The sequence below is a fragment of the Clostridium tagluense genome, assembly GCF_003865095.1.
GTDB classification, from domain to species: domain Bacteria; phylum Bacillota; class Clostridia; order Clostridiales; family Clostridiaceae; genus Clostridium_AD; species Clostridium_AD tagluense.
Genome location: NZ_BHYK01000001.1, coordinates 89,671 through 112,277, shown reverse-complemented (window position 1 = coordinate 112,277; position 22,607 = coordinate 89,671). Strand labels below are relative to the sequence as shown.

The following is a 22,607-nucleotide window of genomic DNA, read 5'->3' as shown; positions in this document are numbered from 1 at the left end:
CCTAGGTATAAACTAATATTTTTAGGGAGGAATTGTTATGGCAGTATTACAGACGAAAAGTTTGAAAAAGTATTATGGTAATGGAGAAAATATGGTAAAAGCTTTAGATGATGTAAATTTAGTTATAAATCAGGGTGAGTTTGCTGCAATTATAGGAACATCAGGTAGCGGTAAGAGTACCCTTTTACATATGCTAGGCGGGCTTGATAGGCCAACTTCAGGATCAGTGGAAGTAGAAGGCGAGGATATATTTAAATTGAATGATGATAAACTTACAATATTCCGCCGAAGAAAGATAGGATTTATATTTCAAAATTATAACTTGCTTCCTATATTGAATGTTTATGAAAATATTGTTCTTCCTATTGAACTGGATGGAAACACTGTTGATAAAGAGTATTTAAATAGTATAATATCTGCTCTTGGAATTCAAAGTAAGATTAAGTCTTATCCAAATAATCTTTCAGGAGGACAGCAGCAGCGTGTGGCTATTGCAAGAGCTTTGGCTACAAGGCCTGCTATTATTCTTGCAGATGAGCCCACAGGGAATCTCGACAGTAAAACAAGCCTTGATGTATTGGGACTTCTAAAAGCCACAGGAAAGCGGTTTAATCAGACCATAGTTATGATAACTCATAATGAGGAAATAGCACAAATGGCAGATACTATTATAAAAATCGAAGACGGAAGAGTTGTGAATAAGCTGGTGAATAATTAATGATAGCTACACAAAATAAGAGGACTATTCGTAATATTTCCATTAAAAGTCTGAAAGCAAACAAACTAAGAAATATATTTGCAATAATGGCAATAGTATTAACTACTTTATTGTTTACAAGCTTACTAACAATCGGAATAAGCATGAACAAATCTCTCCAGGAAAGCACTATGCGTCAGGTGGGAGGAAGTTTTCACGGCAGTTTTAAATATTTAACAAAAGATGAATTTGACCATATAAAAAATCATAAGCTTATTAAAGATATTGAATATTCAGTATTAGTTGGTTTTGCAAAAAATAGTGAGCTTTCCACAAGACAAACTGAAGTAAGGTATGCAACAAATAAGGAAGCAGAATTTATGTTTGATCTTCCTACAAAAGGAACAATGCCACAAAATGAGAATGAAATAGCTTTTGATACCATAGTACTTGATAAGCTTGGTGTGCCACATGAAATAGGAAGCAAAGTAACATTAACATATACTGTAAATGGCAAACAAGCTACGGATAAATTTACTCTTTCAGGATACTGGAAAGGAGACGCTGTAGCTCCTGCAAGTATGGCATGGGTATCAGAAAAATTTTTAAAAGGAAAGCTTTATGGCATAGATGATAAATATGTAAAAAGTCATTTTAAAGAAACTGAAAATCTCACAGGACTTGTATTTGCAGATGTAATGTTTTCAAATAGTTTTAATGTAAAGAATAAGCTATTGAAAATTTTAAGTGATAGCGGATATACACAGGCCAATATACCACTAGGTGTAAATTGGGCTTATACTTCAGAACAAATCATATCTAATTTAGGCAGCATAGTTTCGCTTATTGGTGCAATGCTACTTGTTATGTTAAGTGGATATCTTATTATCTATAATATATTTTATATTTCAGTGGCAAAAGATACTAAATTTTATGGTCTGCTTAAAACTATAGGAACCACATCAAAACAGATAAGAAGTATTGTTAAAAGGCAGGCTATAATACTTTCTATTATAGGAATCCCCATAGGATTAGTTATAGGATATATGATGGGATCAGTGCTTATACCATTTGTAATGCAGAGTGTACAAGTTACGCACACTGAAATATCTTTTGACCCTCTTATATTTATAGCAGCATCATTATTTTCACTTGTAACTGTGCTTATAAGCTGCCGAAAGCCGCAAAAGATAGCTGCAAAAATATCGCCTATTGAGGCAGTTAGGTATACGGATGTTCAGGATAATGGAAAAAGGAAGAATAAAGAGTCAATTAATGGTGCTAAAGTTTACAAAATGGCATTCTATAATGTGTTCAGAAATAAGAAAAAGGCTATTGTTGTAATGATTTCACTCTCACTTAGCATAATACTTCTTAATAGTGTTTATACAATGGTTAAAGGTTTTGATATGGATAAATATGTTAGTGGTATTATAGTCAGCGATTTTGGTATTGCTGATGCAGGTTATTTTAATCCTTATATTGGATATAAAGGCCAAGATACCTTGAAAGAAAAAACGGTGGATGAAATAAGTTCTTTGAAGGGAATAAAAAACGTTGGAAGAGTATATTTTAAGGAATTCAAACATAAGCTAACAGACAAATCATTAAAATGGCTTAAAGGTCAGCTTGAAAGTGAGGCTGCCATAAAGGATAAATCTGGAACTACAGAAGATACAAAGAAAATATTAGAAAGTAAAGAACTGAAATTAACCTTTGGTGGACTTGATAAGCTTATATCGAATAAAATTGAAATTTTCAAAGGTACATTTGATGCCAAAAAATTTGCAACAGGTAATTATATTATAATTGGAAGACCTTATTTCCAAGGAACTTCTAATATAGAAAGTTATTATGATGTTGGTGAAGATTTTAAAATGACTTATGAGGATGGAACAGAAAAGACTTATAAAGTAATGGCAATAGGCGAAATTCCATTTAACGTTTCTGTAAGGACTGCAGATCCTCAGGCAGTTCAGATTTCTATTCCGTCTGATGAATTCAAATCGCATGTTAAGAATCCTGTCATAATGACAACGTTATTTGATGTGGAAAAGCAAGAGATTCCAAGTGTTGAAAATTATATTAAAAGCTATGTAAAAACAAAAGAGCCTGCACTTAGTTATACATCAAAAAATTTTTTTGAAAAGGAATTTGCAAAAACTCAGTCTACTTACAATGTAGTAGGATATTCACTCAGTTTTGTAATCGCATTGATTGGGATACTTAACTTTGCTAATTCTATGGCTACAAGCATAATATCCAGAAGAAAGGAGCATGCAATGCTGCAAAGTATAGGCATGACTGGCAGACAGCTTTATAAGATGCTTTTATTTGAAGGATTATACTATGCTTTGTTTACTATGTTAATTGTTGTTACATTTGGCATGGCATTTAGTTATATTATTGCTAATGCTATTGTAGGGGGTTTTACTTTTTTTAGTTACCATATTACACTTGTACCAGTAGCAATTTGCCTACCCTTTCTTATAGTGATTTCTTCAGTTATTCCTATTATATGCTATAAGACTACAAGTAAGATGAGCATAGTGGAGAGATTAAATGAAGGATAGGTAATATGGGTTATAAAATTTCAATATAAAATACCTAAACTAGAATTCTTTAATTAATTCTAGTTTAGGTATTTTAGTTATATTGATAATATTACAGTTAGTTAGCTATTGCAGAACTCCTCTATTTGCTTTTTCACAATATTCATAGAACCTCTCCAGAATTCTTTATCATGTATGTCTATGTCAACTGATTTTGCAACATCATATATAGTAGATTTACCTGTGATACACAATAATTCATTATATTTTTTCACAAATGAAGAACCTTCATTTAAATACATATTGTAAAGTCCTTTTGAAAATAACAATCCAAAAGCGTATGGAAAGTTATAAAAATTTGCATCTGGATAGTAGTAATGATTTTTATGAATCCACGCAAATGGGTCTAATGTCTCCTGGGAAATGGCATCTCCATAAGCTTGTTTTTGCGCCCATATCATTAAATTTTTTACTTCTTCTAATGATAATTCCCCTTCACTTCTTTTTTCAAATACAGCTTTTTCAAAAATATATCTTGCATAAATATCTACAATTACAGAACTGCAATTTACAAGATCTGTACCTAAAATTGATAGAGCTTCATCCCTGTCTGCTGTTTTTAGTGCTGCATTTCTTACTAGGGTTTCACTGAAAATTGATGCAGTTTCTGCAAGTGGCATTGGATATGATGAATTTAAAACACTTTCCTTTTGAAGCATCATTCCATGATAAGCATGTCCAAGTTCATGTGCTAAGGTACATACATTTTTAAAGTTATTATTATAGCTACATAAAATTCTACTTTCCTTTATACAATGTAAATTTCTGCAGAAAGCTCCCCCTCTTTTTCCTTGACGTACTCCCCAATCTATCCATCCATTATCAAATGCTTTTACTGCCAATTCTCCCATTTCCTCTGAAAAAGAACTAAAATGCTTAACTATAAATTCTCTTGCCTTTTCAAATGTATATTCCATATTTTTATTGCCGAGAGGAGCCATAATATCATAATATGGTAGTTTGCCTTTATGTCCTAGTAACTCAGCTTTCTTTAAAAAATATCTTTGGAATTCTTGTAAATTTTCCTCCATAACCTCAATCATAACATTTAAAGTTTCTTCATCCATTCTAGAGTCTTCTAATGTTCTGTGAAGCGGTGATTTATATTTTTTAATTTCACTTAAAGTAATTACTTCGCCTTTTATAGCATTTAATGCTGCAAGTACCCCCTCCGCAATTTTATCATTGCTCTTTCTTTCCGCAAAATACGCTTTCTTTCTAAGTTCTCCCTCATTTGAAAACTGCATATTTTTAACTTCATTTATACCTATACTTTGAATTTTACCATCTAACTCTATTTCTACATTATGACTGGCAGTTATGTGATTTCTATATTTTGACCAAGTACTTGAACCTGTTAAACGCATTTTCGCTATTAAAATCTCTTCCTGCTGACTTAACATATGAGAGCTTTTTATCTTAATTTCCTTAAAATAAAACTCATACTCTTTTAGCTTATCAGAAGAATTTATTACACTGTCTAAATCTTCCATATTTTTTATCCATTTTGCAGTGCTAACTTCAACTTCTTTAAGATTAGTTTCCATTTTCTCTATCATGCTTAAATATTTTTTTGCGCTAGAGTTACTTGCATTTGCTGAAATACTTAAACTGCAAAAGGCGCTTATTCTACTATATATCCTTCGAAACTCCTCCATTTTATCTACATAGCACTCTAACTTGTGGGCAATATCTTCATAGCTATTCAAGTTATTTTTGCTCCAATTTGTTAAAGTCTTAATAAGTTCTTCAAATAATTTAACATCATTTTTAAAATCTGATCCTTCAAAAGAAGAATAAAGCTCTTTTAAACTCCATTTACCCGTCCCACTCATCATTTTAATTACTCCTTTTCTACAAATATAGTTTATTATAAATTATTCTTTGCAAATTCTAATTTACTTAATTAGTACATTATACCATAAATTTACCATCAAATAAAAATAACATGATGTATAAGCGCCCACTTATACATCATGTTATTTTCCCAATACCTTTTGAATCTCCACTTCTGTTAAGAATCGATGCTGACCTTTTTTCAATGATTCATCTAAGAATAATCCTCCAATGGAAGCCCTCTTTAAATAAACCACATAACAGCCTACTGCCTTTAACATCCGCTTCACTTGGTGCTTACGCCCCTCCGAAATAGTAATATATCCAGCGACAACTGACTGATTATAATGATTTGAATCTATATTGCATAAATTATCAATAGGCATCTCATGTTTAAACTCTTTATACATTCCAGATTTTTGAACTTCTAATTTTGCAGGTTTCGTTATCATTTCATCTTTCCCCATGTAAATTCCCTGCCCTAATTGCTCCCGGTCTTGCTCGTCTAAAGAACCCAAAGCCCAAAAAAAATAAGTTTTTTCAACATGCTTTTGTGGGTACATTAATTGATGCTCAAAATCACCATCATTGGTAAGGAGCAATAATCCTTCTGTATCTTTATCTAACCTTCCAACATGAAATACTCCATTCATATTAACATTATCAAAAAAATCAAATACTGTTTTATTAATTGCATCTTTTCTTGCAGTAATGTAACCTCTAGGTTTATTAAACATATAATATACTTTTCCAGTATAAGCAACTGCTTTACCAAGATACTCAACAACATCAGAACTTTCGTTAATTTCTATGGCAGGTTCTGTTATCACGTCTCCATTTACCTTCACCATACCTTCTTTGATATAAGTCCTAACCTTTTTTCTCCTTCCAATATCTGATTCTGCTAAAAATTTATCTAATCTCATATCTCACCACTTCTCTTCCTTTGAAAAATCATTTGAATAACCATTGCCCTATGAATTTTCATATTGTTTTGCAAGAGCAGTTATTATGGCTGAACTAGCTATAAATAATAACCCAGTTTGTGGTGCAATCATTGTAAAATCAACCAAACCATGTCCAATTATTATGGCTTGAATGCCTGCTAGCATTGGAGCCAACTTACAATCTTGTACATGAAGTATCTTTAAATTTCGGAATAAATTAATCTTCATATAAGCATATATTGAAAGCCCAACAATTCCAAGTGAAGTCATAATAGTAATGTAAATATTATGCCCATGGTATAAGGTTGCATAATAGTAACCTTTCATAAAATCTGCTCCATGGTCTGTAATTCCCATAAGCCCCCAACCTATAATAGGCTTAAGCTTTATCATTTTTAAACATCCATTCCATATTCCAAAACGACTAGTAAATGAACCATCCAAATTATGACCAATTACATTTTCTAAAATCTGTGATGGCATAAATGTAACTACAGCTGTAATTATAAATATTGTTATAAACAGCCACCTATCTTTTTTATTACCTTTAAGGAGATAATAAATAAAAAGTCCACATAATAGACCCATAAAAGCCCCACGGGACGCCGTTAAATACAATGCAATAATAAAACAAAATGTTGCTATTCGATAGAATAATTTTGTAGTTTTAGATGTAGTGCTACAGAAATAAAGCCCTAAAAGAATCATTATAGCAAACCAATTCCCCGCTACATTGGGGTTTCCAAAGGTACTATATATTCTGTCATTAAATACTGGCTGAGCCGTAATTTCAAGAAATTTCGCCCAAATATTGTAATTAAAACACACATATATACCTTTTTCAATAATTCCGAAAATGGCTGATAGCAATGAAAAACACACTAAATACCTGCATATCTTTTCTACCTTATTTTCATTTTGACAATAATCTTGTAAAAAGACACTAATGCATAGATACATAAAGAGAGCAAAAGATGCAGCAATTGATGTAAAACTATAATTTACAGCACCTGCTATCAAAGCCCATATAAATAGTAACCCAAGCCCTATATTCCAGTGATTTTTGTGTATGCTCACTTTTCTAGACAACACCATATATGTCATGTATATGGCTGGTATTATGTTCGTATAAGGGGAAATGACTGTTAATAAAACTAAAATGCCTATAATAAAACCCACTTTCTTTTATAATAATATTTATAGTCAACCAAACTCCGCCAAAAATATATCCCGCATAAACATCACTTGGGTATTCAGTTTGAATGAATATTGGATTTAGCACTGAAACTCATGTGCTAAATAATCTTGTATGATTGCATTTACAATTTACATTTTATCATATATTTGCTTAATTTAAAATTATATATATATCACTAGCAGTAAATATTATTATATGTGAACAACTATCGCAACACAAAGTAGTGACTCCCATATACTCTTTTTGACTTGCACAAGGAATGCTTCCTTACATTCTAGCCTTAATATTATTGTTTTCTTTACCAAATAAATAGATTATTATCACACTGCACATAAGCCCTAAAACTATCCCTGCTAAAACATCAGTAGGATAATGCACATATAAATATAACCTTGAAAATCCTATCAAAGATGCTAAACCTAAAAATCCAAATGTATAACGTTTAAAATACTTTGCGAGTACTCCTGCCACTGCGAATGAGGAAGTAGTATGCCCCGAGGGAAATGAATAGGATAAAGGCTTTGCAATTAAAAGATCCCATGCCGGTATATTTGCTGATGGCCTTATACGCTTAACTACATTTTTCAATATTTCTTCTCCTAAAATTGTACTTAATATTAAAGCTCCTAAAGCCATAAACCCTATTTTTCTATATTTTTTATTAACCATGAGTATGGCTACTATTATAATCCATATAATTCCTCCATTGCCTAAGTACGTTAATGTAACCATACTTTTATCCATAATAATTCCATGCATATTATCTTTTATATATAATAATATTGAACTATCAAATCTTTGTACTAATGATATCATTTCCTTGATTCCCCTTTTTTCTCTTGTCTTTACTAAATGTGTCTATAAACATTTCCCTATTTTATATTATATAATGCTAATATTAAAAACAGATTAAAAAAACCTTACATTTAGCTTAATAATTATTTACCAATAAACTAAAATAACATGATGTATAAGCCCCCACTTATACATCATGTTATTTTTTCCTACTACTTTAAATTAAATTTAGCAAAAGCCTCTGCCATAGCAGAATTACCCGTTGGTTCATCTTTCTTATTCTGCTGACTTAAAAACCTACTAACATCTTTTTTATCTAAAGCACCTTTTTCTTTATCGCGACGCTTAGTAAAGGCTGAAAGTTTTTCTCTGTAGCCACAGCCACAAGCGAAAATCTTGTTGTCTCCATCGCCTCTAATCTCCATTTTCTTGTGACAAGTAGGACAACGTGCATTTGAAACCTGTGAAACACCCTTACGATATCCGCAGTCTCTATCTGGACATACTAGCATTTTACCCCTTTTGCCATTAACCTCAAGAAGATACTTGCTACATTCAGGACATTTAACTCTTGTAGCGTTGTCATGTTTGTATACTTCGCCAGAAGCTGCAACGGTCTTCACAAGTTTTGAAGCGTATTCTCTCATTTCTTTTACAAAATTCATAGAATTCGCTTTTCCTTTACTTACAAGTTGAAGCTGTTTTTCCCACTTAGCAGTAAGCTCTGGAGATTTTAATTCTTCTGGAACTAAGTCTATTAGCTGTATTCCCTTTGAGGTTGGGAAAATATCTTTACCTCGTCTCTCCATATAAAAGATGTTAAATAATTTTTCAATTATATCTGCACGTGTGGCCGGAGTTCCAAGTCCTGAGGTGTTGTCTAGGGCTTCTCTTAGGCTCTCATCTTGTATATCTTTTCCTGGATGCTCCATAGCTGTAAGCAGCGTTGCTTCATTATACCTAGCTGGTGGCTTTGTCTTTTCATTTACAGAGCGAGCCAAGGTAAGTTTAACTGCTTCACCTTTATTTATTGGTGGAAGAGACTGATCTTTATCTTCCCCATCATCTGAGCTACTTATTTCTCTCCAGCCCTTTGATTTAACTATTTTTCCTTTTGCAGAAAAACTTTCACCCTTTACATCTATCTTTACAGTAGTTTGCTCATACTCGAAAGCTGGGCTTAGAACTTCTAAAAATCTTTTTACAACTAAGTCATAAATACTTCTTTCTTCTTTATTTAGGCTTGATAGATCCACATGTTGCTCTGTTGGAATTATAGCATGATGATCTGAAACCTTGCTATTATCAACAAGTCTATTTGTAGTTTTTATTCTACCTTTTATTATATTTCTAGCAGCTTTTTCATAAGGTCCTACCGCTATACTCTTTAATCTATCAAGTAACGTAGCTACTATATCTGTAGTAAGATGCCTAGAGTCTGTTCTTGGATAAGATAATAGTTTATGATTTTCATATAGTCTCTGCATTAAATTAAGAGTTTGCTTTGCAGAATAGCCAAATCTTCTATTTGCATCTCTTTGAAGCTCTGTTAAATCATATGCCAGTGGAGGAAGCTCTTTTTTAGAGGCTTTATTTACTTCTACCACGGTGCCCATTTGATTATTTACCTTAGCAACTACATCTTCTGCCTTTTGCTTGTCAAAGGTACGTGATTCACCATTTTTACTTGACCAATTCACTGTAAAATTATTTACCTTACCATTTACTGTCCAGTAATCTTTTCCAATGAATTTCTTTATTTCATTTTCTCTATCAACAATAAGTGCTAAGGTTGGTGTTTGAACTCTTCCCGCTGATAATTGAGCATTATATTTACAAGTTAGTGCCCTAGTTACGTTGAGTCCAATTAGCCAATCTGCTTCTGCTCTTGATTGTGCTGCCCAAAATAAGTTTTCATAATCTCTTCCCGGTTTGAGATTGGCAAATCCATCCTTTATTGCTTTTTCAGTTTGCGAGGAGATCCATAGCCTCTTTATAGGCTTTTTAAATCCTGATTTTTGAATGATCCAACGAGCAACCAATTCTCCTTCACGTCCTGCATCTGTGGCTATAACAAGCTCATCTACATCAGCTCTTTTAAGGAGTTCGTTCACAATCTTATATTGCTTTGAAGTTTCTTTAATAACTACCAATTTCAAATCCTTTGGTAACATAGGAAGATCTTCCATTTTCCAACTTTTATATTTTTGATCATAATCCTCTGGACCCGCTAGTGTAACAAGATGTCCTAGTGCCCAAGTTACAATGTACTTTTGTCCCATTAAATACCCATTTCCGCCTTGAGTGCAATTTAAGACCTTTGCCAGTTCTTTCCCAACGGAGGGTTTTTCTGCTAAAACTAATATTTTTCCCATATATAAAACTTCCTCTCTTATGTTCAATAATTTACTGTATGTTAATCAATTTTTTTATTTCGTAATTAGGCAATTATTCCATTACGACTAATGCCATTAACCCAATATGTACAAAATCCTATAAAAATATAATATACGTACTATCTATATTATAAACTACTTTATACAGATTGTTCAATTTTTTGTTATAGTATAGGACTCCCACTTATAAAATTAGGAGACTTTCTTCTGAAATGTCGTTAAACTATGGAGCCCGTGTAAGTGTTTTTTATGCACATAAATGATATACTATATAATGGGTATTAAAAAATAAAAAAGGTTAGAGGTAATTTAATGAATTATATAGTATTTGATTTAGAATTTAATCAAGGTTTCAACTTTGCAAAAGAAACTAAAAGCATAACAAACCCCAAATGCCCTTTTGAAATAATTCAGATAGGTGCTGTAAAATTAAATGAAAATTTTGAAACAATTGGTACTCTAGATGTATTAGTAAAACCTGAAATATATACTACCCTTAATCCCTTTGTAAAAGAACTTACTGGGCTAACAATGGAGATACTGGATACTGGCAAATCTTTCAAAGAAATGTATAGTGAATTTACAGAATTTTTCAAAACCGATTCCAGTGTATTATGTGTATGGGGAGTAGCAGATATAAAAGAGCTATTTCGTAATATAGAGTATCATGAATTAGATGCAACCATAGTACCCACCGATTACATAAACATCCAATCTTACACTTCTAGGAAACTTAATTGCAAAAAAGGAATTAATATTGGACTAGGTAATGCAGCTGAGCTATTAGGCGTGCCTATTGAAAGTGAGTTTCATGATGCTTATAATGATGCATTCTATACAGCCGAAGTTTTCAAGAAAATTTATAGTAGTGAAGTTAAAACTAGAATTTATAATCCTCATAAAAACACAAGGGTGACTAGACCAGATACTGAAAATTATAAACTTGATACTTGTAATTTATTTAAACAATTCGAAAAAATGTTTAAAAGAGAAATGACCCAAGATGAAAAATCTATAATTAATCTAGCTTATATCATGGGCAAAACAAATCAATTTCAAATCAAAATTCCTCAGATCCCGAATAAATAAAAGCAGTATAGAACTATCTTCTACACTGCTTTTATAATGCTTTTTAGTTTTCTGTTTCTGTATCTGTTTCTTCGCCTGGTTTAACAAATTCTAAATCTGCTCTTTTATTTTCTAAATTAGCTTTTCTATTGTCTAATGTATTAAGATTTATAGGATGAGTAACCATATCTTCAGCTGTACCCATTATATATCTATTTAAGAAAATTTTGCCTTCAGGAGTATTCGCTATAGCATAAGGTTCTGTATCTTTCTTAAATAGAACCCATGTATATCCATTATTTACCACTCTATTTAGGTCTTCTTTATCAATGAACGTCCTTGATCTTTCTTTACCATATCTATCTCTTAATATTACTGCAACAGTTTCTTCATCTAATGCTTCATAATCATTAATTGTATTTTGATCATATACTTCTAAATTAGCTTTTCTGTTATCTAGAGAATCTCCATTGATATGTCTAACAGGTGCTTTTGGATGAACATCTAATATAAAAGATTGAAGGCTTTGCTTTCTTCTATATTTTTTTTCTTCAATATAATAAGTACCTAAATTTTGTGCTAAGTAATTATTAAGATCTTTATTCCATTCTGCAAACCAAAGACCTTTTTCTAATACCTTTTTTAAATCCTGCGTATCTATTTTACCATCAATAGTTGTTCCGTCTTTTTTAACTAATTTTAAAATTGTAACTTCTTCTAGTGTTTGGTGTTTGTTAGATTTAATCTCAACTTTAGCTTGTTCTTTTTTATTTTCCTTATTTATAATAGGACACCTCTTTCTTCTATTTAAGAATCTTCAAAAAAACAACTAGTCAGTTACATTTTTGACATGTTATTTCTTTCAGATTTCTATATGGGATTTAAAGTTGCGTATAACTTTAATATTTCCCTGATTTTTAATTAATATTCGAGTTTCTCTCTATAATACGCACGTTTACTTTTACTGCATTATTTTTATTATACCACATTGATTAGTTTAAAAACACTTAATTTAAAATGAATTTAAATTATATTTATTTATTTTATTATCCAAGCACTTGGAAGAGGCCTTTCTCCATACTTACTACTTGGACTATTTATAAGTTTACCCTGGTGGTACATAACCGAAGATGAACCACCATCTAAGTTAGCAGCATTAACACAACCCTCTTCTATCATTATATCTTGCACCTCTTTTATTGTAGCACCTATAGAGTTTAATTGCCTTCCATCTATTACAACAAAAATAATTGTTCCATCTTGCTTTTGACCAATGGCAGTTCTAGGATTAATACCCCAGCCTCCATCCCCATATATCGTTGCAGGTTTATTATTTACTATGAGAAATGGGCCAAAGGATATCCCATCTTGTATATTTAAATCTTTCATTTGTTTTATAGTGTAGTTTCCTAAAGTCAATATGCCATTTTTATCAAAACCTATAAGACTATAGGTTTTAAAGCCCTTCTCATAATATAATACTTCCCCATCTTTTATAATTACGCCTGTAGGTACTCCACCATTACCCTTTCCATCAACATCTACAAATCCTGAAGCATTAACTCCCGCTATACCATTTTCCTGCTTAATTAAATCATTTAAGTTTGTTCCGTATTCTCCTAGATCTTTTGTTACAGCTAATTTTATTTTTTTAGGATTACTAACAGTAAGTATATAACCTTTGAACTTATCACTATTTATATTAGTTATATTTACATCTTGTTTGTCCTTATCTTTAAATAAATTCGTTACCTCTGCAACCTCCTCCACCTCTGGCTGCTCATCAATTATTGTTATATTGTCTTTATTAGTATCCTCACTGATTGTTGCCACTGTATTAGCACCCATTATTTTATTAATAGTAGCGTCACTAGCTACAATTTTTGCTATATATTGATGTCTCATAGTAACCATGGCAGTTGTGACTAAATAACTCTGTACTCTTGGAAACACTCCAAATCTAATTGAGCTTATACCCATTGCTACGTTTATAATTATAATCAATGCAAGGCTTAAGAAAAAAATCAAACTCTTCTTTATGAATTTCATAGAACAACCACCTTTTACAAAGTCACACCCCCGGTGCGAAATTCGTATAAATTACTAATTATCCAATATATTTTATCAAATCGCCACTATTAATACCATAATATGTTTTTCTATATACTATAGTACGTATTGCAAATATATAAAGTTGCTAACTTATTTTAAAATTACGAAAAAAATATTCTTTTATAATATAAAAGCAACATAGGAGTATTTTCCTATGCTGCTTTTTCACTATAAGCTAAATATGTCTTTTAGAACCTCGTACCGCAAGTGGGTAAGAAGAGCATCTTTATCAGTATTTTTTAGTTTTATCACATAAGTCCATCTACCATAAGGATAAATTTTATAAATCATAGAAAGATTTATAATATAAGATTTATGACTTCGAAAAAATTGATTTTTATCTAGTCTTTCTTCTAATTCACTTAATGCCTCAGAAGTGATATAACTATTATCTACAGTATAAATAACCGTATTTCTATCCTCTCTCTGAATAATAACAATATCTTTTGTATCTACAAAACTTATACCTTCTTTATTTTTAATTAGTATTTTATTTAGACCATTTTCATGTCGGATTATTTTGTGCATTACCGCCTTATCTTCCTCACCATTTAGTGTTTTAATACGGTTTAAAGTTTGGTAAACCCTATCTAATTTAAAAGGTTTTACAAGGTAATCAAAAGCATAAAGTTGAAAAGCGTCTGTCATATAGGTAGCATGTGCAGTAGCGAAAACTATTATGGTTTTAGGGTTTACATCTATTATTCGTTTTGCGCATTCTATTCCGTTAAGTTTTGGCATTTCCACATCTAGAAATACAACTTGTGGTTTTGATTCTTCAACAAAGGTGAGGACAGCCTCACCATCAGCTGCCTCACCTATCAATTTAAATCCTTCTACCTTTTCAATGGCCTTTCTAAGGACCATTCTCATTCCCTCTTCATCGTCTCCTATTAACACTTTAAATTCCAACAGTAATCACCGTTTCCTTCTCTTCGACTTTGGTTTACCAAATATTTCAGAATACACCATTGCTTTCACAATGTTTTCTTCTTTGAAATCTAAATCTAAATATGATATTTCTTCTTTTTCTACTTCCACCTGGGCTACTTCTGGACTTTCATTTTTAGTCGTAGTTAGGTTAGTATAATTCTCATATTCCATTGATAGTGATTCTCTAGTCTCTTCTGCGTCCATTTCTATTGGTTCTCCATTGTTTATAGATTTAAACATAGCTTCTACTCCTCGATATTCTTAGGTGCAGTATTCATATTTTCTTGCTTTTTATTTTTACTACCCTTTGAAATAGATTCTCTCATATTTGTATCTGATATCACATTTTGCATATCATAATAATCTAAAACTCCCAGTTTTCCTGATCTTAATGCTTCCGCTAAAGCTCTTGGGATTTCCGCCTCGGCTTCTACTACTGCCGCTCTCATTTCTTGCTCTTTTGCTACTGCCATAGCTCTTCTTTCTTCCGCTTTTGCTTGAGCAATATTTTTATCAGCCTCAGCTTGAAGTGTCTGAAGTTGGGCACCGATATTTCTTCCAACATCTATATCTGCAATATCAATAGATAATATTTCATAAGCAGTACCTGCATCTAGCCCTTTGGCAAGAACTGTTTTAGATATGGCATCTGGATTTTCTAAAACCTCCTTGTGAGAATTTGCAGTACCAACTGTAGCTACTATGCCTTCCGCAACCCTAGCAAGCACTGTTGCCTCTCCCGCTCCACCTATTAATCTATTTAAATTAGCTCTTACTGTCACTCTTGCCTTTGCTAAAAGTTCAATTCCATCCTTTGCAACTCCAGAAACATTTGGTGTTTCAATAACTCTTGGTGTTACACTCATTTTTACTGCTTCAAGTACATCTCTACCTGCAAGATCAATAGCTGCTGCTCTTTCAAAAGACAAATCCAAACTGGCTCTATGAGATGCAATAAGTGCATTTACTACTGCTTCCACATTACCTCCAGCTAAATAGTGAGCTTCTAATTGATTTACGCTTACTTCGACTCCACCCTTTGTTGCTTTTATTAATGGTAGCACAATCTTCTTAGGTGAAACCCTTCTGAGTCTCATACCTATCAAAGTTGAAAAACTAACCTTTACATTTGCAGCTAGAGCTGAAATCCATAATCCTACTGGAACAAAACTTAAAAACAAAGCTACAAAACACGCTATAACTCCTATAATAATAACTATAGCAATATTACTATCCATAATGTTACCCCCTTCTATTTTTAAACAATACTAATTAATATATCATTATTTACTTTTAATGAGTACTTTTACTTTCAGTAATTACTCTTACAACAATCCTTCGGCCTTCTACTTTTATAATTTTCACCTTTGTGTTCTCAGTAATAAATGCCCCTTCTGAAACTACATCCATTTTTATTCCATTTACCTCTGCAATACCTGATGGCCTTAAAACTGTTAATGTAACTCCTTCTTGGCCTACAAAGTATTCCAAATCCTCTGCTCCGATGTATCCATCTTCCTTGTTTTGTGTTTCATGCAATATAAGAGTTTTTGAAAGACGTCCCTTTGTTACAGATTTCAAAACGAAATTAAGCATTACCCCCAGTATTGCAATTATAATGCCCAGAAGTACCAATACCTCGATAACACTATTTGCAGTAAATACTACCCCTGCAATAAGAAGTATTGCCCCTAAAACTCCCGGTATCCCAAACCCTGGGTGAAACATCTCTATAATCACAAATATAAACCCAAATGCAAAACACATAATAGCAACAGCACTTATATTGGATAAAAAACTTGTTAATTCCATATAACCACCCCCTTAAAAATTTATATATTTTCCTTATGACACTACTATACATTTTCTATGTTTTAAAAAGAATAGATAATTGCTAAAGAATACATACGTTTGTCTAAAATGTCATATTTACAGTGTTATACTTTTTATCTTGGAACCCACCCTTCAAAAATAGTAACCTCATTATCACTAAATATTTCAATATCACCCTCATATTTTATGAGAATATCTTTTACAATAGATAATCCCATTCCCTCTCCTTTTTCTCCCTTTGTAGTAACTCCAGCGTCAAAAATTCTATTAATCCATTCCTGGCAAATCTTAGGACCATTGTTTTTAATCCTAAATCTGTAGGTCTTTAAATCTTCAAATAGCTCGATTTTAATAATTTTATTTTCACCTTTCTCTTGAAGTGCATAAATAGCATTATCAATAATATTACCAAGAACTCTACAAAATTCCCAGGCTGGCACCAATAAATCTTCTAGTGAAGAGGTTACTAAAATTTCTGTTTTAATTCCTCTTTTTTCTCCATAGTCTATTTTTGCTTGAAGCAGTGCATTTACTGCAGGCTTTGAGGTTTTTAATACCTTGTTTATCCTTTGAATATCTGTAAATACCTTTTCAATATATCCTGTGGCTTCAGCGTATTCTTCCATTTCCATCAAACTATATACTACCTGTAAATGATTCATAAAATCATGCCTTTGACCTCTAAGGGTTTTATTTAAGTTTTCTAACTGTCCCAAAGTATCCTTTAACATACTGTACTCAATGTTATGTTCATTTAAAGAACTAATATCTTTAATAACAAAAAAACTGTTAATAACCCCGAGAATTATTAATACATATATAATCAATTCGCCGTTATTAAACTTTTCTTGAAAGTTCATAAGATTTTCATTGAAATAATTGTATAATACCACACCTAAAATGGTCATAATTTGAATTATATTTAAAACAATTACTGTAATTATAGTTTTATTAATATTTAATTTTTTCTGCATATTTTTCTAGTCCCTCCTATATTTTACACTTCCTAGTTTATCAAAAAAATTACCATAAGGGAATGTTTATTATTTAGAGACAGTATAAATACCATTAACTACAACTCTATTTTTTTAAGTAATAATAAAATCTTTAATATAAATATTTTCTTTTATTTTTGGTTAAACTTCTTAGTAGATATATTGTGGAATCTGAAAAAAAAGACTAGCAACCTAACTTGTTATTTTTTCAGGATGCCTAAGGAGGAGATGTAATGGCAAGAATTAATTGTAGCGTTTCAAATTGCTCTCATAATGATGAAAATACCTGTTTTGCTAACATAATTAATGTTGGTGGAAAAAGTGCTAAAAAAGATTGCGACACTAGCTGTGCTTCTTTTTTAGATTCAAAAATCTATAGCGATCTTACAAATAATATTAATGAAAATGGTAACCAGTGTAGCGCAATTACCTGTAATGTAGGTACCTGCACCTATAACTCTAATGATCTCTGCAATGCTAAGTCTATAGATGTCAGTGGAAATAATGTAAATCTATATTTAGAAACTAATTGTTCAACTTTTAAAAGGGAATAAGACAATAATTTTTACAAAAAAATAAAGGGTTCCTTAGTATGGCTACAACTGTAGCTCCGCAAAGGAATCCTTTATCTTTATTTATCGAAATATCTTTCCAACAGCCCTTTAAAAGCTCTTCCATGCCTTGCTTCATCTTTGCACATTTCATGTACTGTATCATGAATAGCATCAAGATTTTTTTCTTTTGCAAGAGCTGCAAGTTTTTTCTTTCCAGCACAGGCACCATACTCGGCCTCAACTCGCGCCTTTAAATTTTCTTTAGTACTGGGTTTTACAACTTCCCCTAACATCTCTGCAAACTTAGCTGCATGCTCTGCTTCTTCATAAGCAATCCTTTTATAAGCCTCTGCAACCTCTGGAAATCCTTCTCTATCCGCCTGCCTTGACATAGCAAGATACATACCTACTTCTGTGCATTCAGCTATGAAATTGGCTCTTAGATCACTTATGATCTCACTATCAACATCTGTTGCCACACCAATTCTATGCTCATCTGCCCAGGTTAAGTCATCTTTTACCTCATTAAATTTACTAGAATCAGCCTTACAAATTGGGCATAGGGTTGGTGGCGCATCCCCTTCATGGATATATCCACATATAGTACAAACAAATCTTTTCATCTATAATCCTCCTAAACGATATAATTATTCAATATAGTATCTTTCTTTTATATATATTTTAGTCAAGGATTATAAAAATTTCATTTAACAAAAGCAAAAATAACTTATTACTTTTATCCATTTTTTAATTCTATTACCTCTTTATCTGTTAGGTAACGCCAATTGCCATTATCTATTCCTTCAATCTTTATATCCATAATTCGAATTCTTTCTAATCTCACAACTTTGTATCCAAAAGCACTACTCATTCTACGAATTTGTTTATTTAGTCCCTGAGTTAAAATAATTCTAAAAGTATCACTGCTTACTCTGCTAATCTTGCAAGGTCTTGTGATAACACTACAAATTTCCACGCCTTCAGACATTCCTTTAATAAAAAGGTCATCAAAAGGCTTATTCACCCTTACTATATATTCTTTCTCATGTTCATTTTCCGATTCTAAGATTTTATTTGCTAGGTCTCCATCATTGGTCATTAATATTAACCCCTGAGATGCTTTGTCCAGTCTACCAACCGGGAATATATATTCTGGATAATTGATAAAATCAATTATATTGCTTTGCACTGCCTTTTCTGCAGTACAGGTAATTCCCACTGGTTTATTTAGTGCAATATATATTTTATCTTTCACTGGAATAGGCTCATTATCAATAATAATAATGTCCTCTTCTTCCACCCACTGACCTGGCGTTGCAAGCTTCCCATTTACTATTATTCTATTTTCCGCGATAAGTCTATTAGCATCTGTCCTGGAACAAATACCATGATTGCTAAGAAGTTTATTTATTCTCATTTTAAATTATTTATCCTTTCACTTACTCCAATATATTACTTTCATTATAACAAATATATATCCCTTTAAACTTAGATATAAATAAAAAAAGTTTACACTCAAAGCATTATATAAATAAGGGAGACTGAAAGATCTAAAATCTTCTTTAAAATAGCACCCAAAAAGGTATGATAAAATCTATTATCATACCTTTTTTTATAACTATTGAGTTAATATATATTTATTTTGCCATTTTTTCAATAACAACTTCCGCAAACTCCTGGGTTCCAGTAGTACCACCTAAATCACAGGTTAAATATTTTCCCTCTTTTAAAACAGCTTCTACAGCTTTCTCTATTTTATCTGCCGCTTCTGCTTCTCCAATATATCTTAGCATCATAACTCCAGATAAAATGCAGGCAGTAGGATTAGCTATATTTAAACCTGCTATATCTGGTGCAGATCCATGAGCTGGCTCAAAAACTGCCCCTTCTTCTCCAATATTTGCACCTGGAACTAGTCCAAGTCCTCCAATTAGACCTGCTGCCATATCTGATAGAATATCTCCGTATAAATTAGGCATTACAAGTACATCGTATTTTTCTGGATTCATTACGAGCTTCATGCTCATAGCATCTACTATAACATCTCCAAAGGCTATTTCTTTGTGCTTTTCTGCTATATTTCTTGCGCATTTTAAGAATAATCCATCGGAAAGTTTCATAATATTTGCTTTATGAACAGCTATTACTTCACTTCTATTTTGCTCTTTTGCCAATTTAAAAGCATATTCTACTATTCTATCACTAGCTTTCTTGCTTATTATCTTTATGCTCTCTGCAATATCCTCTGTAATCATATGCTCTATTCCTGCATATAAATCTTCACTATTTTCTCTTACTATTATTAAATCTACATCTTCATACCTTGAGGTAACCCCTTCAAATGTCTTTATAGGTCTTATGTTCGCATAAAGATTTAATTCCTGTCTTAATGTAACATTAACACTTTTAAACCCCATACCAACTGGTGTTGTTACAGGTCCTTTAAGTGCAACTTTATTTTTTTTAATACTTTCTAAAACGTAAGCAGGTATAGGAGTGTTAAATTCCTCTATGACCGCAGCACCCATGCGTACTATTTCCCAATTGATGCGAACTCCACTATTTTCTATTACTTTAACCGCAGCCGAGGTTACTTCTGGGCCAATTCCATCACCAGGTATAAGTGTAATATTATACTCCATACGTCTACTCTCCATCCTTTTTCTTATTTTTCATAAGATTTATTAAGCCACCATAGATAAGCATTTCTTTTTCCCTTTGCGTTACTTCTGGTAGAGTTTTATACTTAACTCCTTTTGTTATATTACGTACAATAACAACATCTCTTTTAATCTGCTCCGCAGCATCTTCAATAATTAATTCATCCATAACATCTATATCTTCATAGTCATGAGTATTCTCAAATACTAAGGGGATTATAGCATTATTAATTAGATTAGCCTTATGAATTCTTGCGAAAGATTTTGCTATAACAGCCTTAATACCTAAATAAAGAGGTGCCAGTGCTGCATGTTCACGGCTGGAGCCTTGACCATAATTTGTTCCTGCAATTATAATTCCACCGCCGTTTTCTTTAGCCACAGCTGGGAAATTCTCATCACAGGGAGTTAAACAAAATTCTGCAAGGTACGGAATATTGGACCTAAAGGGAAGTAGTTTAGCATTGGATGGCATTATATCATCCGTTGTAATGTTATCCTGTAATTTAGTTAAAACTTTCCCGCCCACATTTTCTTTTAATTTTTCTGCTTTAGGAAATGGTTTTATATTAGGACCTCTTTTTATTTCTATATCGGTGCCATCTTCTGCTGGACTTATTATTAAATTATCGTTAATTGTGAATTTTTCTGGCATATCCACTTTAATAGCTATTCCAATCTCCCTTGGATCTGTTATATACCCTGTAAGTGCTGATGCAACAGCCACTTCTGGGCTCACAATATAAACATTAGCTGACACCGTTCCAGATCTACCTTTAAAGTTTCTATTAAAGGTTCTTAGTGATACTGCATCTGTTGAAGGTGCTTGACCCATTCCTATACATGGACCACAGGCACTTTCTAAAATTCTTGCACCAGCATCTATCATATCAGAAAGTCCACCATTTTTAGAAAGCATACTTAAAACCTGTTTAGAACCTGGTGCAATAGAAAGTGATACTTCTTCAGGTATATTTTTTCCTTTAAGTATTTTGGACACTTTCATCATATCAACATAGGATGAATTAGTGCAACTTCCTATTAATACCTGATCTACCTTTATATCTTTTAATGATGATACAAGAACTACCTTATCAGGACTATGAGGACAAGCAGCAAGAGGCTGGATTGTGCACAAATCTATTTGGATCGTCTCATCATATACTGCACCCGCATCTGCCTTAAGCTCTACAAAATCAGTTTCTCTATTTTGTGCACTTAAAAATTCATAGGTTATCTCATCACTAGGGAAGATTGAAGTTGTGGCTCCAAGCTCTGCACCCATGTTTGTAATAGTTGCTCTTTCTGGTACACTTAGAGTTTTAATTCCTTCCCCTGCATATTCAAATATTCTATTAACTCCACCCTTAACTGTTAATCGTCTTAACAATTCTAATATAATATCTTTAGCTGAAACCCAAGGACTAAGTTTTCCTAGTAACTCTACCTTTACAATTTTAGGCATTGTTATATAGTATTCTCCACCACCCATAGCAACGGCTACATCTAGTCCTCCTGCCCCTATAGCAATCATTCCTATGCCCCCGCCTGTAGGCGTATGGCTATCAGACCCAAGTAGTGTTCCACCTGGAACTCCGAATCTTTCTAAGTGAACTTGATGACAAATACCATTTCCCGGTTTAGAAAAATATATGCCATGTTTTTTGGCAACAGTCTGTATATACAAATGATCATCTGCATTTTCCGGGCCAGTTTGTAAAATGTTATGGTCTATATAAGCAACAGATTTCTTAGTTTGTACTTTATTGATTCCCATAGCTTCAAATTGAAGATAAGCCATTGTACCTGTAGAATCTTGAGTTAATGTTTGATCTATTTTAATTGCAATCTCAAGACCCGTTATCATCTCGCCCTTAACTAAATGAGCCTTAATTATCTTTTGTGCAACAGTATATGCCATGATATCCCTCCATTTATTCTTATATAATTTAAGCTTAAAATATCTAACCA

General features: G+C 32.3%; 20 protein-coding genes. 4 read left to right on the top strand and 16 right to left on the bottom strand.

From position 1 onward, the window contains the following. The first annotated feature begins 37 nt into the window (after positions 1-37). Together Ctaglu_RS00515 and Ctaglu_RS00510 are read left to right on the top strand one after the other, a co-directional pair. Positions 38-718: an ABC transporter ATP-binding protein gene (locus tag Ctaglu_RS00515; protein ID WP_124996980.1), complete on the top strand. Its 681-nt coding sequence runs from the start codon at positions 38-40 to the stop codon at positions 716-718. Next, entirely contained in the window at positions 718-3,270 is a 2,553-nt protein-coding gene (locus Ctaglu_RS00510; RefSeq protein ID WP_124996978.1) for an ABC transporter permease, read from the top strand. Before Ctaglu_RS00515 ends, Ctaglu_RS00510 begins: the two co-directional genes overlap by 1 nt. 101 nt (positions 3,271-3,371) lie before the next feature. Here the strand turns inward: Ctaglu_RS00510 and Ctaglu_RS00505 are convergent, their stop codons facing one another. The 5 genes from Ctaglu_RS00505 to Ctaglu_RS00480 form a co-directional block, all read right to left on the bottom strand. After that, positions 3,372-5,147: a M3 family oligoendopeptidase gene (locus tag Ctaglu_RS00505; RefSeq protein WP_124996976.1), complete on the bottom strand. Its 1,776-nt coding sequence runs from the start codon at positions 5,145-5,147 to the stop codon at positions 3,372-3,374. Positions 5,148-5,288: 141 nt separating this feature from the next. Continuing rightward, on the bottom strand, positions 5,289-6,071 hold the full coding sequence (locus tag Ctaglu_RS00500) for a pseudouridine synthase (RefSeq protein ID WP_124996974.1): 783 nt from the start codon (positions 6,069-6,071) through the stop codon (positions 5,289-5,291). A 48-nt stretch (positions 6,072-6,119) separates the two neighbouring features. Next, positions 6,120-7,169 (bottom strand): O-antigen ligase family protein, encoded by a 1,050-nt coding sequence (locus tag Ctaglu_RS00495; RefSeq protein ID WP_185732551.1) that lies wholly within the window; start codon positions 7,167-7,169, stop codon positions 6,120-6,122. A gap of 388 nt (positions 7,170-7,557) precedes the next feature. Continuing rightward, positions 7,558-8,106 (bottom strand): phosphatase PAP2 family protein, encoded by a 549-nt coding sequence (locus Ctaglu_RS00485; protein ID WP_124996970.1) that lies wholly within the window; start codon positions 8,104-8,106, stop codon positions 7,558-7,560. 191 nt (positions 8,107-8,297) lie between these two features. Next, positions 8,298-10,460 carry a DNA topoisomerase III gene (locus tag Ctaglu_RS00480; RefSeq protein WP_124996968.1) on the bottom strand — a complete coding sequence of 721 codons (2,163 nt, stop codon included), beginning with the start codon at positions 10,458-10,460 and terminating at the stop codon, positions 8,298-8,300. A gap of 333 nt (positions 10,461-10,793) precedes the next feature. Here Ctaglu_RS00480 and Ctaglu_RS00475 point away from each other — a divergent pair, with 333 nt between their 5' ends. Next, entirely contained in the window at positions 10,794-11,570 is a 777-nt protein-coding gene (locus Ctaglu_RS00475) for a 3'-5' exonuclease (protein WP_124996966.1), read from the top strand. A gap of 43 nt (positions 11,571-11,613) precedes the next feature. Here the strand turns inward: Ctaglu_RS00475 and Ctaglu_RS25805 are convergent, their stop codons facing one another. The 7 genes from Ctaglu_RS25805 to Ctaglu_RS00440 all read right to left on the bottom strand — a co-directional run bounded on the left by Ctaglu_RS25805 (position 11,614) and on the right by Ctaglu_RS00440 (position 17,401). Continuing rightward, entirely contained in the window at positions 11,614-11,856 is a 243-nt protein-coding gene (locus Ctaglu_RS25805; protein WP_233439641.1) for a hypothetical protein, read from the bottom strand. Between the two features lie 731 nt (positions 11,857-12,587). Continuing rightward, positions 12,588-13,598: a phosphodiester glycosidase family protein gene (locus Ctaglu_RS00465; RefSeq protein WP_124996962.1), complete on the bottom strand. Its 1,011-nt coding sequence runs from the start codon at positions 13,596-13,598 to the stop codon at positions 12,588-12,590. Positions 13,599-13,829: 231 nt separating this feature from the next. After that, positions 13,830-14,573 carry a LytR/AlgR family response regulator transcription factor gene (locus tag Ctaglu_RS00460; protein WP_124996959.1) on the bottom strand — a complete coding sequence of 248 codons (744 nt, stop codon included), beginning with the start codon at positions 14,571-14,573 and terminating at the stop codon, positions 13,830-13,832. Between the two features lie 6 nt (positions 14,574-14,579). Then, the gene (locus Ctaglu_RS00455; RefSeq protein WP_124996957.1) at positions 14,580-14,834 is read right to left on the bottom strand and encodes a hypothetical protein; all 255 of its coding nucleotides are present in this window, start codon (positions 14,832-14,834) and stop codon (positions 14,580-14,582) included. A gap of 5 nt (positions 14,835-14,839) precedes the next feature. Continuing rightward, complete coding sequence (gene floA / locus Ctaglu_RS00450) at positions 14,840-15,832, bottom strand: flotillin-like protein FloA (protein WP_124996955.1); 993 nt, start codon at positions 15,830-15,832, stop codon at positions 14,840-14,842. A 55-nt stretch (positions 15,833-15,887) separates the two neighbouring features. Then, on the bottom strand, positions 15,888-16,406 hold the full coding sequence (locus tag Ctaglu_RS00445) for an NfeD family protein (protein WP_124996953.1): 519 nt from the start codon (positions 16,404-16,406) through the stop codon (positions 15,888-15,890). Between the two features lie 134 nt (positions 16,407-16,540). Further along, on the bottom strand, positions 16,541-17,401 hold the full coding sequence (locus Ctaglu_RS00440; RefSeq protein WP_124996951.1) for a sensor histidine kinase: 861 nt from the start codon (positions 17,399-17,401) through the stop codon (positions 16,541-16,543). 254 nt (positions 17,402-17,655) lie between these two features. On the opposite strand from Ctaglu_RS00440, the gene Ctaglu_RS00435 reads away from it, so the two are divergent. After that, on the top strand, positions 17,656-17,976 hold the full coding sequence (locus tag Ctaglu_RS00435; protein WP_124996949.1) for a DUF1540 domain-containing protein: 321 nt from the start codon (positions 17,656-17,658) through the stop codon (positions 17,974-17,976). 77 nt (positions 17,977-18,053) lie between these two features. Here Ctaglu_RS00435 and Ctaglu_RS00430 read toward each other — a convergent pair whose 3' ends face one another. From Ctaglu_RS00430 to Ctaglu_RS00415, 4 genes are all read right to left on the bottom strand, one after another. After that, on the bottom strand, positions 18,054-18,599 hold the full coding sequence (locus Ctaglu_RS00430) for an NADH peroxidase (RefSeq protein WP_124996947.1): 546 nt from the start codon (positions 18,597-18,599) through the stop codon (positions 18,054-18,056). A gap of 113 nt (positions 18,600-18,712) precedes the next feature. After that, entirely contained in the window at positions 18,713-19,393 is a 681-nt protein-coding gene (locus Ctaglu_RS00425; RefSeq protein ID WP_124996945.1) for a pseudouridine synthase, read from the bottom strand. Positions 19,394-19,613: 220 nt separating this feature from the next. Next, positions 19,614-20,618 carry an isocitrate/isopropylmalate dehydrogenase family protein gene (locus Ctaglu_RS00420; protein ID WP_124996943.1) on the bottom strand — a complete coding sequence of 335 codons (1,005 nt, stop codon included), beginning with the start codon at positions 20,616-20,618 and terminating at the stop codon, positions 19,614-19,616. Positions 20,619-20,622: 4 nt separating this feature from the next. Further along, the gene (locus tag Ctaglu_RS00415) at positions 20,623-22,557 is read right to left on the bottom strand and encodes an aconitate hydratase (protein WP_124996941.1); all 1,935 of its coding nucleotides are present in this window, start codon (positions 22,555-22,557) and stop codon (positions 20,623-20,625) included. Positions 22,558-22,607 lie beyond the last annotated feature (50 nt).

Excerpts from the sequence above, each read along its gene's own strand:
- Ctaglu_RS00515 (WP_124996980.1), top strand. The coding sequence starts at position 38 with ATGGCAGTATTACAGACGAAAAGTTTGAAAAAGTATTATGGTAATGGA.
- Ctaglu_RS00510 (WP_124996978.1), top strand. The coding sequence starts at position 718 with ATGATAGCTACACAAAATAAGAGGACTATTCGTAATATTTCCATTAAA.
- Ctaglu_RS00505 (WP_124996976.1), bottom strand. The coding sequence starts at position 5,147 with ATGATGAGTGGGACGGGTAAATGGAGTTTAAAAGAGCTTTATTCTTCT.
- Ctaglu_RS00500 (WP_124996974.1), bottom strand. The coding sequence starts at position 6,071 with ATGAGATTAGATAAATTTTTAGCAGAATCAGATATTGGAAGGAGAAAA.
- Ctaglu_RS00485 (WP_124996970.1), bottom strand. The coding sequence starts at position 8,106 with ATGATATCATTAGTACAAAGATTTGATAGTTCAATATTATTATATATA.
- Ctaglu_RS00480 (WP_124996968.1), bottom strand. The coding sequence starts at position 10,460 with ATGGGAAAAATATTAGTTTTAGCAGAAAAACCCTCCGTTGGGAAAGAA.
- Ctaglu_RS00475 (WP_124996966.1), top strand. The coding sequence starts at position 10,794 with ATGAATTATATAGTATTTGATTTAGAATTTAATCAAGGTTTCAACTTT.
- Ctaglu_RS00465 (WP_124996962.1), bottom strand. The coding sequence starts at position 13,598 with ATGAAATTCATAAAGAAGAGTTTGATTTTTTTCTTAAGCCTTGCATTG.
- Ctaglu_RS00455 (WP_124996957.1), bottom strand. The coding sequence starts at position 14,834 with ATGTTTAAATCTATAAACAATGGAGAACCAATAGAAATGGACGCAGAA.
- floA (WP_124996955.1), bottom strand. The coding sequence starts at position 15,832 with ATGGATAGTAATATTGCTATAGTTATTATTATAGGAGTTATAGCGTGT.
- Ctaglu_RS00445 (WP_124996953.1), bottom strand. The coding sequence starts at position 16,406 with ATGGAATTAACAAGTTTTTTATCCAATATAAGTGCTGTTGCTATTATG.
- Ctaglu_RS00440 (WP_124996951.1), bottom strand. The coding sequence starts at position 17,401 with ATGCAGAAAAAATTAAATATTAATAAAACTATAATTACAGTAATTGTT.
- Ctaglu_RS00435 (WP_124996949.1), top strand. The coding sequence starts at position 17,656 with ATGGCAAGAATTAATTGTAGCGTTTCAAATTGCTCTCATAATGATGAA.
- Ctaglu_RS00430 (WP_124996947.1), bottom strand. The coding sequence starts at position 18,599 with ATGAAAAGATTTGTTTGTACTATATGTGGATATATCCATGAAGGGGAT.
- Ctaglu_RS00425 (WP_124996945.1), bottom strand. The coding sequence starts at position 19,393 with ATGAGAATAAATAAACTTCTTAGCAATCATGGTATTTGTTCCAGGACA.
- Ctaglu_RS00420 (WP_124996943.1), bottom strand. The coding sequence starts at position 20,618 with ATGGAGTATAATATTACACTTATACCTGGTGATGGAATTGGCCCAGAA.
- Ctaglu_RS00415 (WP_124996941.1), bottom strand. The coding sequence starts at position 22,557 with ATGGCATATACTGTTGCACAAAAGATAATTAAGGCTCATTTAGTTAAG.